General features: G+C 66.4%; 16 protein-coding genes. 8 read left to right on the top strand and 8 right to left on the bottom strand.

Features of this window, described 5'->3' with window-relative positions:
* Positions 1–61: 61 nt before the first annotated feature.
* On the bottom strand, positions 62–2,566 hold the full coding sequence (gene hrpB, locus POR01S_RS15205; RefSeq protein ID WP_042136794.1) for an ATP-dependent helicase HrpB: 2,505 nt from the start codon (positions 2,564–2,566) through the stop codon (positions 62–64).
* Between the two features lie 102 nt (positions 2,567–2,668).
* On the opposite strand from hrpB, the gene pmcY reads away from it, so the two are divergent.
* From pmcY to POR01S_RS15180, 5 genes are all read left to right on the top strand, one after another.
* Entirely contained in the window at positions 2,669–3,094 is a 426-nt protein-coding gene (pmcY, locus tag POR01S_RS15200) for a periplasmic Zn2+ metallochaperone PmcY (protein WP_027598502.1), read from the top strand.
* Entirely contained in the window at positions 3,094–4,008 is a 915-nt protein-coding gene (locus POR01S_RS15195) for a cation diffusion facilitator family transporter (RefSeq protein ID WP_042136792.1), read from the top strand. Before pmcY ends, POR01S_RS15195 begins: the two co-directional genes overlap by 1 nt.
* An 80-nt stretch (positions 4,009–4,088) precedes the next feature.
* Complete coding sequence (locus POR01S_RS15190; protein ID WP_042136790.1) at positions 4,089–5,618, top strand: FAD-dependent oxidoreductase; 1,530 nt, start codon at positions 4,089–4,091, stop codon at positions 5,616–5,618.
* A gap of 9 nt (positions 5,619–5,627) precedes the next feature.
* Positions 5,628–6,098, top strand: coding sequence for a metallophosphoesterase family protein (locus POR01S_RS15185; protein WP_027598499.1), 471 nt, complete (start codon positions 5,628–5,630; stop codon positions 6,096–6,098).
* Between the two features lie 10 nt (positions 6,099–6,108).
* The gene (locus tag POR01S_RS15180; protein WP_042136787.1) at positions 6,109–6,729 is read left to right on the top strand and encodes a flavin reductase family protein; all 621 of its coding nucleotides are present in this window, start codon (positions 6,109–6,111) and stop codon (positions 6,727–6,729) included.
* 59 nt (positions 6,730–6,788) lie between these two features.
* Here the strand turns inward: POR01S_RS15180 and POR01S_RS15175 are convergent, their stop codons facing one another.
* From POR01S_RS15175 to POR01S_RS15145, 7 genes are all read right to left on the bottom strand, one after another.
* A complete protein-coding gene (locus tag POR01S_RS15175) occupies positions 6,789–7,727 on the bottom strand; it encodes a glutathione S-transferase family protein (protein ID WP_042136786.1) in 939 nt (312 codons plus the stop codon).
* Positions 7,715–8,035, bottom strand: coding sequence for a GIY-YIG nuclease family protein (locus POR01S_RS15170; RefSeq protein WP_169853361.1), 321 nt, complete (start codon positions 8,033–8,035; stop codon positions 7,715–7,717). Before POR01S_RS15170 ends, POR01S_RS15175 begins: the two co-directional genes overlap by 13 nt.
* Positions 8,036–8,037: 2 nt before the next feature.
* On the bottom strand, positions 8,038–8,730 hold the full coding sequence (pcsA, locus tag POR01S_RS15165) for a phosphatidylcholine synthase (RefSeq protein ID WP_085982652.1): 693 nt from the start codon (positions 8,728–8,730) through the stop codon (positions 8,038–8,040).
* A 264-nt stretch (positions 8,731–8,994) separates the two neighbouring features.
* Positions 8,995–9,762, bottom strand: coding sequence for an amino acid ABC transporter ATP-binding protein (locus POR01S_RS15160; protein WP_027598495.1), 768 nt, complete (start codon positions 9,760–9,762; stop codon positions 8,995–8,997).
* 10 nt (positions 9,763–9,772) lie between these two features.
* Positions 9,773–10,873: an amino acid ABC transporter permease gene (locus tag POR01S_RS15155; RefSeq protein WP_027602996.1), complete on the bottom strand. Its 1,101-nt coding sequence runs from the start codon at positions 10,871–10,873 to the stop codon at positions 9,773–9,775.
* 9 nt (positions 10,874–10,882) lie between these two features.
* On the bottom strand, positions 10,883–12,070 hold the full coding sequence (locus POR01S_RS15150) for an amino acid ABC transporter permease (protein WP_027598493.1): 1,188 nt from the start codon (positions 12,068–12,070) through the stop codon (positions 10,883–10,885).
* Between the two features lie 99 nt (positions 12,071–12,169).
* On the bottom strand, positions 12,170–13,198 hold the full coding sequence (locus POR01S_RS15145; protein WP_027602995.1) for an amino acid ABC transporter substrate-binding protein: 1,029 nt from the start codon (positions 13,196–13,198) through the stop codon (positions 12,170–12,172).
* Between the two features lie 384 nt (positions 13,199–13,582).
* Here POR01S_RS15145 and POR01S_RS15140 point away from each other — a divergent pair, with 384 nt between their 5' ends.
* From POR01S_RS15140 to rhlB, 3 genes are all read left to right on the top strand, one after another.
* Complete coding sequence (locus POR01S_RS15140) at positions 13,583–14,227, top strand: alpha/beta hydrolase (RefSeq protein WP_027598491.1); 645 nt, start codon at positions 13,583–13,585, stop codon at positions 14,225–14,227.
* Between the two features lie 199 nt (positions 14,228–14,426).
* Positions 14,427–15,377: a GGDEF domain-containing protein gene (locus POR01S_RS15135; protein ID WP_037007679.1), complete on the top strand. Its 951-nt coding sequence runs from the start codon at positions 14,427–14,429 to the stop codon at positions 15,375–15,377.
* 95 nt (positions 15,378–15,472) lie between these two features.
* Positions 15,473–16,978 carry an ATP-dependent RNA helicase RhlB gene (gene rhlB, locus POR01S_RS15130; protein ID WP_042136783.1) on the top strand — a complete coding sequence of 502 codons (1,506 nt, stop codon included), beginning with the start codon at positions 15,473–15,475 and terminating at the stop codon, positions 16,976–16,978.
* Positions 16,979–16,991 lie beyond the last annotated feature (13 nt).

Genomic DNA, 16,991 nt, shown 5'->3' with positions numbered 1-16,991 from the left:
GCCCCCACTGCCGGATCGTCTGGGTGTCTTGCCTAATCCTCTCGGCATCGACGCTCCGTGCTCAGGTCCCCCGCGGCTTGGCCCGCGCCGTGGGTTCGGCGATCAGGGGATCGTCCGGCCAGTAGTGCTTGGGATAGCGGCCCTTGAGATCCTTCTTCACCTCGCCGTAGGTATTGGCCCAGAAGCTGGCCAGGTCCTGGGTGACCTGCACCGGGCGACGCGCCGGCGAGAGCAGGTGCAGCTTGACCGCCAGGCGGCCAGCGGCGATGCGCGGGGTATCGGCCAGGCCGAACAGCTCCTGCAGCCGCACTGCGAGCACCGGCGGCTGCTCGCTGTAGTCCAGGCGGATCGTGGAACCCGAGGGCACGGCCAGACTTCGCGGGGCCAACTCGTCGAGCTGACGGGGCAGCGGCCAGGGCAGCAGGCCCTGGAGCATGGCGGCCAGGTCCAGGGTGGCGAAGTGGGCCAGGCGGCTGACGCGATCCAGATAGGGCAGCAGCCAGACTTCCAGGCTGGCCAGCAGGGCGGCGTCGCTCACGTCCGGCCAGTCGCTCGTCGGCTGCTGCTGCAGATCCAGTTGGCGCAGCAGCGCCACCCGCGCCTGCCACTGGCGCAGCTCCGGCGTCCAGGGCAGCAACTCCAGCCCCTTGCGCCGCACCAGTCCGAGCAGGGCCCGGCTGCGGGCGGCGGTGTCCAGATTCTTCAAGGGTTCGCGACTCAGCACCAGCTGGCCGATCCGCCGCTGGCGTTCGGCGCGCAGCACCCCTTCACGCTCGTCCCACTCCAGTTCGTCGTGGCCTGCCACCTGCTCGGCCATCGGCCCCTCGAACAGCGCCGGATCCAGTTCGGCAGCCAGATAGATGCGCTCCTCGCGCTGGCCCTGGCGACTGCCCAGATCGGCCACCACCAGCCAGGGCGATTTCATCAGCCCATCCGGTTCGCCAAAGCTGGCGGCCCGGCCGTTGGCCAGGCGATAGTCCTGGCCGCCGGCCTTGCGCTGCTGGGCGATGCGATCCGGATAGGCGCAGGCCAGCAGCGCCCCGGTCCAGCGCGGGTGCCCGGGATCGGCCACCGGCTGCCCGGCCGGGCCACGCAACAGGCCGCGATACTGGCGGACCAGCTGCCGAATCCGCGCCACGCCGCCGCGCGGACCTCGGCCTTCACCGCCCAGGAGCAGCAGGCGGGTGTGCAGATCGGCGCCCTGCCCCGGGGCCAGGTCGCGCTCGCCCAAGAGCGCGGCGATCTCGCAGGCGCGTTCGGCCAGGCCCCAGGCCTGCCCCCGCAACAGCAGGTGCGCCAGCCGCGGATGAGCCGGCAGGCCGCTCATGGCCTGGCCGTGAGGGGTGAGTACGCCCTGGTCGTCCAGGGCGCCCAGGCGCACCAGCAGATCGCGGGCCTGCGCCAGGGCGGCGGCGGGTGGCGGATCGAGCCAGGCCAGCTCCTCGGCGTTCATGCCCCAGCGCGCCAGTTGCAGCGCCAGGCCGGCCAGATCGGCCTGGAGGATCTCGGCGCTGTCATAGGCCGGCAACTGCTGATGCCCCTCCTCCGACCAGAGTCGATAGCAGACGCCCGGCTCCAGGCGGCCGGCGCGGCCCTGGCGCTGGGTCGCCGAGGCGCGGGAAATGCGCCGGGTGGTCAGGCGGGTCATGCCACTGCCGGGATCGAAGGCCGGCACTCGCGCCAGGCCCGCGTCCACCACCACCCGTACCCCTTCGATGGTCAGACTGGTCTCGGCGATGTTGGTGGCCAGCACCACCTTGCGGCTACCTGGCGGCGCCGGCTCGATGGCCGCACGCTGGGCGGCCAGTTCCAGCTCGCCATGCAGCGGACAGAGCAATACCCCGGCGGGCAGCTGCTCCGCCAGGCGCTCGGCGGTGCGGCGAATCTCCGCCTGGCCGGGCAGGAACACCAGCAGGCTGCCGGCTTCCTCGTCCAGCGCCTGGAGCACCGTGGCGGCCACCCGCGCTTCCAGGCGCTCGTCCTGGCCGAGCGGCCGGCTCCAGCGGGTCGTCACCGGAAACATCCGTCCTTCGCTGCGCACCACCGGCGCGCCGCCGAGCAGCGCGGCGAGGCGTTCGCCTTCCAGGGTGGCCGACATCACCAGCAGCTTGAGCGGGGTATCGCGCAGCAATTCGCGACCGCTCAGGGTCAGCGCCAGGGCCAGGTCGGCGTCCAGGCTGCGTTCGTGGAATTCGTCGAAGATCACCAGGCCGACGCCGTCCAGCGCCGGATCGTCCTGCAGGCGCCGGGTGAGGATGCCCTCGGTCACCACCTCGATACGGGTGCGCGGCCCGACCCGGCTCTCCAGGCGGATGCGATAGCCCACGGTCTCGCCGACGCCTTCGCCCAGCTCCGCGGCCAGGCGCTCGGCGGCAGCGCGCGCCGCCAGCCGGCGCGGCTCCAGCAGCAGGATGCGCTGGCCGGCCAGCCAGGGCTCCTGCAACAGCGCCAGGGGTACCCGGGTGGTCTTGCCGGCCCCGGGCGGCGCTTCCAGCACGCAGTCGTCGCGGTGGGCAAGGGCCTGGCGCAGCTCGGGCAGGACAACATCGATGGGCAAGGGCGTCATTGGGCACGGCCGGTGGTCTCAACGGGGCGGGCAGTATAAAGCGTCTCGCCCGCCGTGATTCCGGCCGCTATAGTGGCGGCCTCATCCAACCGGAGGTTGTCTATGTCGATGCGTACCCGCGCGGTGTGTGGCGTCCTCGCCGCCGCCCTGTTCACCCAGCTGACCGCTTGCGGCTCGCTGTTCTATCCCGAGCGTCGCGGCCAGATCACCGGCAGTGGCCGGATCGATCCGGGCATCGTCGCCCTCGATGCCATCGGCCTGCTGTTCTACATCATTCCCGGCCTGATCGCCTTTGGCGTGGACTTCGCCACCGGCGCCATCTACCTGCCCGACAACAAGCGCGCCGAGGTCGATCCCGGCGAACTGAACAAGGCGGTCAATCCGGACGGCAGCGTCGATCGCGCGCGCCTCAAGGCCATCATCCAGCAGGCCACCGGCCACAGCCTGCCGCTGGACGATCCGCGCCTGCTGCAGCGCAGCGGCAGCAACGAGCAGCTCGCCAGCCTGGGGCTCGCCCCGCGCGCCTGATGAGCGACCCGCACCGCACCGAGCGGCTGCTGCGTCGCGCCACCGCCGCCTCGGTGGCGGTGGCGACGACGCTGATCCTGGCCAAGGCCGTGGCCTGGTGGTTCAGCGGCTCGGTCAGTCTGCTCGCCGGCCTGACCGATTCGCTGCTCGACGGCCTGGCCTCGGTGTTCAACCTGCTGGCGGTGCACTACGCCCTCAAGCCGGCGGACGACGACCACCGCTATGGCCATGGCAAGGCCGAATCCCTCGCCGGCATCGCCCAGGCGGTCTTCATCGGCGTCAGCGCCGTGCTCATCGCCTGGCAGGCGATCGGACGCCTGCAGCAACCCGAGCCCCTGGGCGCCCATGCCCTGGGCATCGCCGTCACCCTGTTTTCCCTGGCCCTGACCGCCGTGCTGGTGGCCTACCAGCAGCACGTCATCCGTCTCACCGACTCCACGGTGGTCCGCGCCGATGCCCTGCACTACCGCTCCGATCTGCTGCTCAACGTCGGCATCCTGGTCGCCCTGGCGCTGACCGGCTTCGGCTGGTACTGGCTGGATCCGCTGTTCGGCCTGGCCATCGCCCTCTACATCCTCTGGAGCGCCTACGGCATCGCCCGCGACTCCTTTGGCGTGCTGATGGACCAGGAACTGCCCGCCGACATCAGCGAGCACATGCTGCAGCTGGCCTGCCAGGTGCCGGGCGTGGAGGGTGCCCATGACCTGCGCACCCGCCTCTCCGGCAATCACTGGTTCGTGCAACTGCACCTGGAGCTGCCGGGCGAGATGAGCCTGTCCCGTGCCCATGTACTGTGCGACGAGGTGGAAGCCGCCATCCGCGCCGAATATCCCCAGGCCGAAGTCTTGGTCCACGCCGATCCGCTGGACGCACCCGACGTTCCGCACCGACATCCGCTGCCGCCCGCCACCTGAGCGGAACCCGGCGCCGCTGCGCTCTCTCGAATCTGCTGAGCCTGATTCAAGAGAGCGCCCAGACGGCGCCGGAGTCCACCATGAAAGCCATGCACCCCGTCGCGCGCCTCGCCGACCTGCGCGAAGACCGTGGCACCGCGGTCAAGATCGAAGACACCGAAATCCTGCTGCTGCGCGTCGGCGACGAGGCCCGCGCCTTCCAGGCCAAATGCCCCCACGCCGGCGCGCCGCTGGCCGACGGCGCGGTCTGCCAGGGGCGCCTGGTCTGTCCCTGGCACAAGGCGAGCTTTGCGGTCGAGGATGGCAGCCTGTGCGAGCCGCCGGCGCTGGACGCCCTGCAGCGCTATCCGGTGGAGGTGCGCGATGGCGAGGTGCTGGTCGGCCGCGATCCTCTGCCCGCCCAGGCGAAGGAATCCCGGCCCGACGACCGCCTGTTCGTCATCGTCGGCGACGGCGCCGCGGGTACCGCCGCGGCCGCCGCCCTGCGCGAATTCGGCTATGGCGGACGCCTGTTGCTCATCGGTCGCGAACCGGGCGAGCCCTACGACCGGACGGCCCTGTCCAAATTCGTCCTCCAGGGCGACAAGGCCCCCGACGAAGCCCCGCCGCTGCGCGAGCCCGAGTTCTTCCGCCAGCAGCGCATCGAACGGTTGCATGCCGAGGTGACCCGCCTGGATCCCCAGACCCGTCAGCTGGAACTCGCCAACGGCCAGACCCTGAGCTACGACGGCTGCGTGCTCGCCACCGGTGGCGAACCCAAGCCGCTAGACGTTCCCGGCGCCCAACTCGAGGGCATCCACCTGCTGCGGACCCGCGCCGACGCGGCCGCGATCCTCGCCGAGCTGCCCGGCGAGGGCCGCGCGGTGATCGTCGGTGCCAGCTTCATCGGCCTGGAAGCCGCGTCCGCCCTGCGCAAGCAAGGCCTGGCAGTGGACGTGGTCTCCCCCGCCTCCCTGCCCTTCGTCAAGCAGATGGGCGAGACCCTCGGCCAGCACTTCAAGACCCTGCACGAGGCCAATGGCGTGACCTTCCACGCCCCCAGCGAGGTAGTGGGCTTCACCGGCGACGCTCACGTCCGCCAGGTCAGCCTCAAGGACGGCAGCCAATTGCCCGCCGACCTGGTGCTGGTGGGTACCGGCATCACGCCGGCCACCACTTTCCTCACCGATCTGCCCCTGGCGGATGACGGCAGCGTTCCGGTGGACGCCGAGCTCCGGGCCGCCGAGGGCCTCTACGCTGTCGGCGATCTGGCCACCTTTCCCTTCGCCGGTCAGCCGACCCGCATCGAGCACTGGCGCCTGGCCCAGCAACACGGCCGCCTGGCGGCGCGCAATCTGCTGGGCCAAGCCGAACGCTACGCGGACGTGCCCTTCTTCTGGACCCTGCATCACGGCAAGCGTTACGAATACCTGGGCCATCCCCGCCACTGGGACGACATGCATCTGGACGGCTGCCTCGGCGACCAGACCTTTGTCGCCCTGCTGCTGGCCGAGGATCGGGTGGTAGGCGTGGTGGCCTGCCAACGGGAACGCGCCACCGCCATCCTGGCCCAGCGTATGCGTCAGCCGCTGGGACGCGCCGAGGCCCTGGACATCGTCCAGGCCAATTGAGGAGTCGCCATGGCCAATCCCTATCGCGTCGGCCTGATCGCCGATACCCATGGCCTGCTCCGGCCCGAGGCGCTGGAGGCCCTCGCCGGCAGCGACTTCATCCTGCACGCCGGTGACATCGGCAAACCCGAGATCCTCGATGCCCTGCGCGAGCTGGCACCGCTGGCGGTGGTCCGGGGCAACAATGACGACGTGCCCTGGGCCGACGACATCCCCGAGCGCGTCACCCTGACCCTGGACGGCATCGACATCCATATGCTGCACATCCTGCCCGAGCTCGACCTGGCCGCCGCCGGTGCCCAGGTAAGGGTGGTGGTCAGCGGGCACTCGCACAAGCCGCTGATCGAAGAGCGCGATGGCGTACTCTACATAAACCCCGGCAGCGCTGGCCCACGGCGCTTTCGGCTGCCGATCAGCGTTGGCCGCCTGACCCTGGACGCCGGCCAGATCCAGGCCGAGATCCTGGAACTCACCCCCTGAAGGAATCCCGATGAGCATCGATTACCACTTCTACGAACCCAGCCAGGGCCACGGCCTGCCCCACGATCCCTTCAACGCCATCATCGCGCCGCGTCCCATCGGCTGGATCTCCTCCCAGAGCGAAACCGGCGTCCTGAACCTCGCGCCCTACAGCTTCTTCAATGCCTTCAACTACAAGCCGCCGCTGATCGGCTTTTCCAGCCAGGGCTACAAGGACAGCGTGGCCAACATCGAGCGTACCGGCGAATTCGTCTGGAACCTGGCCACCCGCGAACTGGCCGAGGAAATGAACACCAGCAGCGCCATGGTCGGACCCGAGGTGGACGAATTCGCCCTGGCTGGCCTGGAGCCTGCCGCTTCGACGGTGGTCAAGGTGCCGCGTGTCGCCCGTGCCCAGGTGGCCTTCGAGTGCCGGCTGAGCCAGATCGTCCGCCTCAAGACCGCCGCCGGGGACGAACTGGATCAGTGGCTGGTGCTGGGCGAGGTGGTGGCCGCCCACATCGACAAGCGCCTGCTCAAGGACGGCATCTACCAGACCGCGGCCGCTCGCCCCATCGTCCGCGGCGGTGGCCCGGCCGACTATTTCGAGATCACCGAGGCCGCACTGTTCCGCATGCGCCGCCCGGACTGAGCGGTAGGCCCTGCAATGCAAAACGGCGCCTTCGGGCGCCGTTGTCGTTGTCGCGACCCCTAGCCCGCTGCACTGACGCGGAAATTCAGGCGCGGGAAATGCACCTGGATCGCCCCCAGATGCTCGTCGTGACGGCGGATCACCAGAGCCTCGCTATCGGCATGCACCAATTCACCCACCACCGGATCCACCCCATAGTCGGTTGCCGCCACACTCACCCGGTCACCCCAGGCGAAGCCTTCCACGGCGAGGGCCTGGTCGCGCGGCAAGGCCAGGGGCTCCGCCGCCCTGGCGATCTCCAGCGCCTCGGCGGCGCCGAGTTCCTCATGGGTACCATGACCGAACCCCAGCACCCGGGCGAACCAGGCGGCGATCTCGGGGCGCTCGTCGACCAGGGGCGCCAGTTGCGGCGTGCTCTTGAGAAACCAGAAGTTGTGCGCCAGGGCGATGTCGGCCACCGAGGGCGCGCCGAACAGGAATTCGCCGGTGCTGCGCTGGAGCTGGGTCTCCAGGCGGGTCAGCAGGGTCGGCAACTGTTGCCGGGCCTGCTCGGGACTCAGCCGGCTCAGGCTGCCACCGCTGAACAGCGCCTTGCGGTCGTCCAGGAACGCCTGGGCCTGCTCCGGCGGCAGGCTGGCCAGGCGTGGGCCCATGATCTCCGGCTGGAACATCAGCGCCACGGCATGCTGGAACAGCACCGAGTCCGCCCAAGCGGCAAAGGCGGCCACCACCGCTTCCTGGCCTTCCGGAAACAGCGCCGGCACGGCCTTTTCCGCCTCCAGGCGACGGGCGATCAGGGCCGTGTCGCAATAGACATCTGCCCCCACCTGCAATACCGGCGTCTTGCGATAGCCACCCGTGAGCGCCACCAGCTCGGGCTTGGGCAGCATCCGCGGAATGATCACCGAACGCCAGGCCAGCCCCTTGAAGCCCAGCAGCAGGCGCGCCTTCTCGGCGAAGGGCGATTGCCAGTAGTGATGCAGAATCAGCTCGGACATGACAGCTCTCCTGAAAGGGCCGCGGACGCCAGGCCGGCGCGGGCCAGCACCAGGGATTCCTTGGCTTTTTTGGTCAGCTTCTTGATCTGGATTTCGCGACGCAGGGCGGTCGACTTGTCGCCACAGGCTTCCACATAGACCAGCGCCTGGGCCGGACTAGAGGCGAAGAAGCGGGCACCGCGGCCACTGCGGTGCTGGGCGAAACGGCGCTCGGGATCATCGCTGATGCCGCAATAGAGCGCCTGATTCTCGGCACGCACCAGGTAGACATACCAGGTGCGCGCGGGTGGCAGGGGGATGTCGCTCACCCTCAGGCGAACCACTCCCGGGCGGTGCGCCAGACGCACACGCCGACGAAGTAGATGCCGCTGGCGAACCAGAGGACCATCAGCCACAGCGGCTTGTCGGGATGCACGAATACCATCATGGCGCTGCTGAGCAGCCAGATGGAGGTCACGGTGATGTTCACCGCCATCAGCTGGCGCACGCGGAAGGGATGCAGGAACTTGACCCGGGTCAGGGTCAGGGCGGCCAGCACCAGCACCACCGCCATGCTGAACCAGGGCGCCAGGTCTAGTACGTAGAAATACAGCGCTACCACGTTCCAGGCCGCGGGAAAGCCAACGAAATAGTTGTCGGCGCTCTTCATGTTCACATTGCAGAAACAGAACAGCGACGACAATAGGATGATGCCCACCGCCACCAGTTCGAAATGCGGCGGCAAGGGCACGAAGCGATAGATGAAGATGGCCGGAATGAACACATAGGTCAGGTAGTCGACCACCAGGTCCAGCGCCGAGCCGTCGAAATGGGGCAGTACCCGCTTGACTTCGAACTTGCGCGCCAGGGTGCCGTCCAGACCATCGACGAGCAGGGCGATGCCCAGCCACATCAGACAACCCTTGGGTTGACCGTCGACCAGAGCGAGCAGCGCCAGAAGCGCGAGGATCACACCACTGGAGGTCACCGCATGGGCGCCCCAGGCCTTGGCTTTTGTCAGCATGAGCGGATGGGAAATGGAGTTCACGGGCGTCTCTCTATGATGACGGCTTCGACTGCCCAGCGCACCGCCCGTTCTGGCGATACGCTACGAAATCGACAATGAAGCCGGTGAACGGCAAGGCGGACCTTGACCGCCGACCCCGGAAACCGGGCGCCAAACGTCGAGGATACCGCGCCTTGCGGCCCTTTGCCCGCCTTCCCGCCGAACGCCCGTGACTGGGTTCGCAGGACGACCGGGGCGGACAGGTCTCCGCCCCGGCCGCGCTTAGTGCAGGATCTGCCCGAGGAACAGGCGGGTACGCTCGTTCTGCGGGTTGTCGAAGAACTGGTCCGGGGCGGCCTGTTCGACGATTTCGCCCTTGTCCATGAAGATCACCCGGTTGGCCACGGTGCGGGCGAAGCCCATCTCGTGGGTCACGCAGAGCATGGTCATGCCGTCCTGGGCCAGACCGATCATGGTGTCCAGCACCTCCTTCACCATCTCAGGGTCGAGCGCCGAGGTCGGCTCATCGAACAGCATGATGCGCGGCTGCATGCACAGCGCCCGGGCGATGGCCACGCGCTGCTGCTGGCCGCCGGACAGCTGGCCCGGAAACTTGTTGGCCTGCTCGGGAATGCGCACCCGCTGCAGGTAGTGCATGGCGATTTCTTCGGCCTGCTTCTTCGGCATCTTGCGCACCCACATGGGGGCCAGGGTGCAGTTCTGCAGCACGGTCAGGTGCGGGAAGAGGTTGAAGTGCTGGAACACCATGCCCACTTCGCTGCGAATGGTCTCGATCTGCTTGAGATCGTTGGTCAGCTCGGTGCCATCGACGATGATCTGGCCCTTCTGGTGTTCTTCCAGCCGGTTGATGCAACGGATGGTGGTGGACTTGCCCGAGCCGGACGGCCCGCACAGCACGATGCGCTCGCCCTGGGTCACGGTCAGGTTGATGTCCTTGAGCACGTGGAACTGGCCGTACCACTTGTTCACGTCCTTGAGCTGGATCATGACCTTGCTGCTGTCGACCTGCTGCTTGTTGCTTACGTTCATCTGATGACTCCTAACGCTTGTGGCCGGTGTTCAGCTTGCGCTCCAGGCGAGCGGAGTAGCTGGACATGGCGAAACAGAAAACCCAGTAGATCAGCGCGGCGAACACATAGCCCTCGGTGGACATGCCCAGCCAGGCCGGATCCGAGGTGGCGCGCTTGATGCTGTTGAGCAGGTCGAACAGGCCGATGATGATCACCAGGCTCGAATCCTTGAACAGCGCGATGAAGGTGTTGACGATGCCCGGGATCACCAGCTTGAGCGCCTGCGGCAGGATCACCAGGCCCATGGTGCGCCAGTAGCCCAGGCCCATGGCGGCAGCGGCCTCGTACTGGCCCTTGGGAATGGCCTGCATGCCACCGCGGACCACTTCGGCGATGTAGGCCGCCTCGAAGATGATCACCATGACGATGGCGCGCAGCAGCTTGTCGAGGTTCATGCCCTCGGGCAGGAACAGCGGCAGCATCACCGACGACAGGAAGAGCACCGTGATCAGCGGGATGCCCCGCCAGAACTCGATCATGGTCACCGAGATGACCTTGATCGCCGGCAGCTTCGAGCGGCGGCCGAGGGCCAGCAGGATGCCCAGCGGCAGCGCGCCGACGATGCCCACCGCCGCGATGACGATGGTCAGCATCAGGCCGCCCCACTCGCTGGTGGGGACCACTCGCAGGCCCAGACCACCGTACAGCAGCCAGAAGGCCACCAGCGGGTAGATCACCAGCAGGGACAGGCCGTAGCGAGCCTTGTGCTTGAAGCTGTCGAGGAACAGCGGAATGGCGCCGACCACGGCCAGCACCACGGTCAGGTCGAACCGCCAGCGCTGGTCTTCCGGGTAGAAGCCGTACATGAACTGGCCGATGCGTTCCTTGATGAACACCCAGCAGGCACCGCCCGGCGCGCAATCGGACCGGGTCGTGCCACTCCAGGTGGCATTGAGGAAGGCCCAGTTCACCACCGGCGGCACGATCAGCCAGACCAGGTAGAGGCCGAGCAGGGTCAGCAGGGTATTGCCGACGCTGGAAAACAAATTGCCACGAATCCAGGCCAGGGCACCGACGCTGGAGGGTGGCGGCGGCAGGTCCGGTTTGAAGGTATGGGTCTGGTTACTCATACGCGCTCCTTAACGCTCGATCAGCGCGATGCGCTTGTTGTACCAGTTCATCAGGATGCTGATGCTGATGCTGATGGCCAGGTACACGCTCATGGTGATGGCCATGGTCTCGATGGCCTGGCCGGTCTGGTTCAGCGTGGTGCCGGCGAACAGCGCCACCATCTCCGGATAGCCCACCGCGGCGCCCAGGGAGGAGTTCTTCATCAGGTTCAGGTACTGGTTGGTCAGCGGGGGAATGATCACCCGCAGCGCCTGGGGAATGATCACCAGCCGCAGGGTCAACCCGGGACGCAGGCCCAGGGAGCTGGCTGCCTCGGTTTGACCATGGCTGACCGCCTGGATACCGCCCCGTACCGTCTCGCCGATGAAGGCCGCGGTATAGACCGATAGGGCCAGCGCCAGGGAGACCAGTTCCGGAATGATCACCCAGCCACCGCGCAGGTTGAAGCCTTGCAGCTCCGGCAGCTCCCAGTGGAACGGCTTGCCGAACACCAGGGTCGCCAGCAGCGGAATGCCGATCAGCAGCGCCAGGATCGTCCACAGCACCGGGAAACGTTCACCGGTGGCGTGCCGACGCTTGCGGGCCCAACGGAACACCACGACGCTCGCCACGACGGCGATCAGAAAGGCGATCAGGCCCGGAATGAAGCCCGCATCGGCGCTCGGGGCCGGCATGTACAGGCCGCGGTTGTTGACGAAGAAGGCGTCACCCAGGCTCAGACTCTGGCGCGGGCCAGGCAGCGGCGCGAGGACGGCGAAGTAGACGAAGAAGATCAGCAGCAACGGCGGAATGTTGCGGAAGATCTCGATATAGACCGTGGCGACCTTGCGCAGCAGCCAGTTGTTGGACAACCGCGCCACGCCCACGGTGAAGCCGATGATTGTCGCCAGCACGATGCCGATCACCGAGACCAGCAGGGTGTTGAGCAGACCGACCAGGAATACCCGGCCGTAGGTGTCACCCTCGGTATAGGGAACCAGGTGCTGGGGAATGCCGAAGCCGGCGGAGTTGTTGAGGAAGCCGAAGCCCGAGGTGATCCCCCGGTGAGACAGGTTGGTCTGGGTGTTGTTGAACAGGAACCAGCCGAAGGCCACGACGGCGACTACGGCGACGACCTGGAACAGCCACGAACGCACCTGAGGGTCGGTCAGTAGCGACCCACGGACTGGTGGCGAGGTTTTGCTAACGTTTTGCATCTACTGGAAGCCTCATTAAATCCTCGCCCCGCAGCGCGAACAGCGCTGCAGGGCGAGAATCTGCACATCCGGAAGGTGTCGGCGACTAGGGCGCCGAGATCAACGGACCGGCGGGGAGTACTGCAGGCCGCCTGCGTTCCACAGGGCGTTGAGACCACGCTTGATCTTCAGATCGGAACCCATGCCGACGTTACGTTCGAAGACTTCGCCGTAGTTGCCGACCTGCTTGACGATGTTCAGCGCCCAGTCCTTCGGCAGCTTCAGGTCCTTGCCGAATTCGCCATCGGTACCCAGCAGACGACGCACGTCAGGATTCTTGGAATCCTTGGCCTGGGCTTCCACGTTGGCGGAGGTCAGGCCCATTTCCTCGGCGCTGACCATGGCGAACTGAGCCCACTTGACGATGGTGAACCAGTCTTCGTCGCCACGACGGACGGCGGGAGCCAGGGGTTCCTTGGAGATGACCTCGGGCAATACGACGTAGTCGTCGGGCTTGGCCAGCTTGATGCGCTGGGCGTACAGCTGCGACTGGTCGGAGGTCAGCACGTCGCAACGACCGGCTTCCATGGATTTGGCGCTTTCGTCGGAGGTGCTGTAGGTGATGGGGGTGAACTTCATGCCGCTCGAGCGGAAGTAGTCAGCCAGGTTCAGCTCGGTGGTGGTACCGGCCTGGATGCACACGGTGGCACCGTCCAGTTCCTTGGCGCTCTTCACACCCAGCTTCTTGTTCACCAGGAAGCCCTGGCCATCGTAGTAGGTCACGGCGGTAAACATCAGGCCCATGCCGCCATCGCGGGAGCTGGTCCAGGTAGTGTTGCGCGACAGGACGTCGATCTCGCCGGACTGCAGCGCGGTGAAGCGCTCCTTGGCGGTGAGGGGGGTGAAACGCACCTTGGAAGCATCGCCGAACACGGCGGCGGCGACGGCGCGGCAGACGTCCACGTCGATACCCTTGTATTCACCCTTGGAGTCGGTGAAGGAGAAACCCGGCAGGCCATCGCTGACGCCGCATTGCACGAAACCCTTGTTCTTCACCGCATCCAGAGTAGCGCCCGCATGAGCCATGCCGGACAGGCCCAGAGCAGCGGCGGTGGTCAGAATTGCCAGGGTAGACTTCACCATCTTCATCGATAAGCTCCACTTTGTTTATGAATTACGTTTCCAGTCGCACGGCAGCACGATGTCTCTCGCCTGATTGCCGTGTAACTCGCCCACCCGATCCCTGGGCGTCCTCTATCAAGGGATGGAGGAGACGCGCTGGAAGGCGTGACGAAGCAGTGAGTCAGTGTTACCTGTTAGTGCACTACCTGGCCGCAGCCTAGAAGAGGCAATTTGCGGACCAGTGAATGCGACAGCTGCTCACTTCGCTCAAACCCGGCAATCGCGTGACTTCGAGCAAAAATCCGAACAACAGAATTACGAAAATGCGACACGCATTTTGTGCACCATCTGTTACCACACCCATTTTTAGTGGCACCAAACTGGAGCAAAGCCTTGGAAAATTCGCCTCTTGTGCTGGAATCGCCCAGCGGAACCGCCGATAGCTGCGTCATTTGGTTGCATGGCCTGGGTGCAACCCAGCATGACTTCGAACCCGTTGCCGAATTGTTGCAGCGCAGCCTGACGTCGACCCGATTCGTCCTGCCCCAGGCGCCCACCCAGGCGGTCACCATCAATGGCGGCTGGGCCATGCCGTCCTGGTACGACATCCTGGCCATGAATCCGGCCCGGGCCATCGACCGCGCCCAGCTGGACGCCTCGGCCGCCACGGTCCGGGCACTGATCGAGACCCAGCAGGCCCAGGGCATTGCGGCCGAACGCATCGTGCTGGCCGGCTTTTCCCAGGGCGGCGCCGTGGTCCTGCACACCGCCTACAACACCGCCTGCCCGACACTGGGCGGCGTCATGGCGCTGTCGACCTATGCGCCCAGCTTCGAGGACGCCCAGGTCAATCGGGGCGGGGCCACCCCGGTGCTGTGCCTGCACGGCGAGCAGGACGACGTGGTACCCCTGGCCCTGGGGCGGGCCGCCTACGAGGCGCTGGTGGCCGCGGGCGTGGAAGCGCTCTGGCACAGCTACCCCATGCGCCACGAGGTCATCCCCGCGGAGATCCAGGACATCCAGGGCTGGCTGCTGGCACGTCTCGGCGGAAAATAAAGGGCGAATTGCCGGACCGCTTCGTTTTTGGAAACCGGTCGACAATTTGCAGAATCTGGACGCGAAGGGAGGCCTGGAAAGGGCAAAGCGAACGAACTTTGAGGTACCCATCCGGTCCAGTGTGGGTGCCTGAAGGTCGTGATGTGCATGGAGCAGCTATGGCCCGAGTTTTCCTTTCAGTCCCCGGGGTGATCCTTTGATGGCTGCCCCCTTGTCGGTCTGGTTGGCCGAAGTCCCGGTCGATTCCCTGAAGGACCTGCGCCTGTTCAAGGGCGTGGAGACCCATCTGCTGGAAGCCCTGATCGCCCGCTCGGCCACGCGCAGCCTGGTCGCTGGCGAGTGCCTGCTCTCGCCCGCCATGCTCAACCAGTACATGTATCTGATCCTAGAGGGTCGCCTGCGGGTCCACCTGGGCTCGCCGGACAATCCGCCCATCTATCTGCTGGGTCCGGGCGAATGCTCGGGCGAGATCAGCTTCATGGACAGCGAGCGACCCAGCGCCCACGTCATCGCCGAGGCCGACACCCAGGTGCTCTGCCTGCACCGCGATCTGGTGCTGGAACTGATCGAGCGCTCCTCCAAAGCCATGCACAACCTGCTCGGCATCCTCTGCGAGCGGATGCGCCGTGGCAACCAGCTCATCGTCGATACCGAACGCAATGCCAACGTCGACACCCTGACCGGCCTCTTCAATCGTCGGCGACTCGAACAGCTGTTCGAGCGCGAGAGCACCCGTTGCGCCTTCAATCGGCAGCCCTTGAGCCTGCTGATGCTGGATGTGGATCACTTCAAGCGCTACAACGACACCCATGGGCACCTGGCGGGCGACTACGCCCTGTGCCTGGTGGCCAACACCCTGCGCGACCAGCTGAGACCCAAGGACAGCATGGCGCGCTATGGCGGCGAGGAGTTCGTCATCCTGCTGCCGGAGATCGACCGCGACGAAGCCATCGCCATCGCCGAGCGCCTGCGCCAGAGCCTGGCGGAGATCAAGGACTTCTATTCGCCCTGCGGCAAGCTGCCGGGGGTGACCGTGTCCATCGGCCTGGCCCAGATGCGCAAGGCCGACTCCCTGGATGAACTGGTAGGGCGTGCGGACAAGTCGCTCTACCAGGCCAAGGATGCCGGGCGCAATCGGATCAGCGGCTGAGCGGATTGCGCTTGCGTTCGGCAGGTAGTTGTTGCCGGGCACGTAGGTTGCTTTACACTGCGGTCTCATTCCGCTTTCGATGATCGAGACCCTCCGTGCTCAAGGCACTCAAAAAATTTCTGGGCAAGGATCAGGAGGTCGCTCAGCCGACTCCCTCCCCTGCGCCCCAAGCTACCCCCAGCGTCGCTCCTGCCGCCCCCTCCTCTGCTGCACCCATCGCGCCCGAGCCCCAGGCCGAGCGGGCGCCGCGCAAACCGCGCAACTCAGGCGAACCGCGCAGCCAGGAGCCGCGCGCCCAGGCTGAAAAACAGGAACCCCGCGCGCAGGCGGAAAGAGCCGCCAAGCCGCGTCGCGAACGCAGCCCGCGCAAGCCCAAGCCGGTCGATACCTGGAAACTGGAAGACTTCGTGGTCGAGCCGCAGGAAGGCAAGACCCGTTTCCACGATTTCAAGCTGGATCCGCGGTTGATGCACGGCATCCATGACCTCGGCTTTCCCTATTGCACGCCGATTCAGGCGCAGGTGCTGGGCTTCACCCTCAAGGGCAAAGACGCCATCGGTCGCGCCCAGACCGGTACCGGCAAGACCGCCGCCTTCCTGATCTCGACGATCACCCAGTTGCTGACCACCCCGCCGCCCAAGGAAAGGTACATGGGCGAACCGCGGGCACTGATCATCGCGCCGACCCGTGAACTGGTGGTGCAGATCGCCAACGATGCCCTGGACCTGGCCAAGTACACCGGTCTCAACGTCATGAGTTTTGTCGGCGGCATGGACTTCGACAAGCAGCTCAAGCAGCTCGAAGCGCGCTATTGCGACATCCTGGTTGCCACCCCGGGCCGCCTGCTGGACTTTAATCAGCGCGGCGAGGTGCACCTGGACATGGTCGAGGTGATGGTGCTGGACGAGGCCGATCGCATGCTGGACATGGGCTTTATTCCCCAGGTTCGCCAGATCATCCGCCAGACCCCGCCCAAGAGCGAACGCCAGACCCTGCTGTTCTCCGCCACCTTCACCGACGACGTGATGAACCTGGCGCGGCAGTGGACCACCGATCCGGCCATCGTCGAGATCGAGCCGGAAAACGTGGCCAGCGATACCGTCGAGCAGCACGTCTATGCGGTCTCTTCCAGCGACAAATACAAGCTGCTCTACAACCTGGTGGCCCAGAACAACTGGGAGCGGGTGATGGTGTTCGCCAACCGGCGTGACGAGGTGCGCCGCATCGAAGAACGCCTGACCAAGGACGGCATTAGCGCCGCCCAGATGTCCGGCGACGTGCCCCAGCACAAGCGCATCAAGACCCTGGAAGGCTTCCGCGCCGGCAAGATCCGCGTGCTGGTGGCCACCGACGTGGCCGGTCGCGGCATTCACGTCGACGGCATCAGCCACGTGATCAACTTCACCCTGCCGGAAGATCCGGACGACTACGTGCACCGCATCGGCCGTACCGGTCGGGCTGGCGCCAGCGGCACCTCGATCAGCTTCGCCGGCGAGGACGACGCCTTCGCCCTGCCGCCCATCGAGACCTTGCTGGGTCGCAAGATCTCCTGCGAAATGCCCCCGGCCGAATTGCTCAAGTCGGTCCCGCGGCAGCGCTGAGGCAGACCTATTC

The sequence above is a fragment of the Pseudomonas oryzihabitans NBRC 102199 genome (assembly GCF_000730625.1).
GTDB lineage: Bacteria > Pseudomonadota > Gammaproteobacteria > Pseudomonadales > Pseudomonadaceae > Chryseomonas > Chryseomonas oryzihabitans.
Note: the sequence above shows the minus strand (reverse complement) of the source record. Positions and strands in the feature narration are given on the sequence as shown.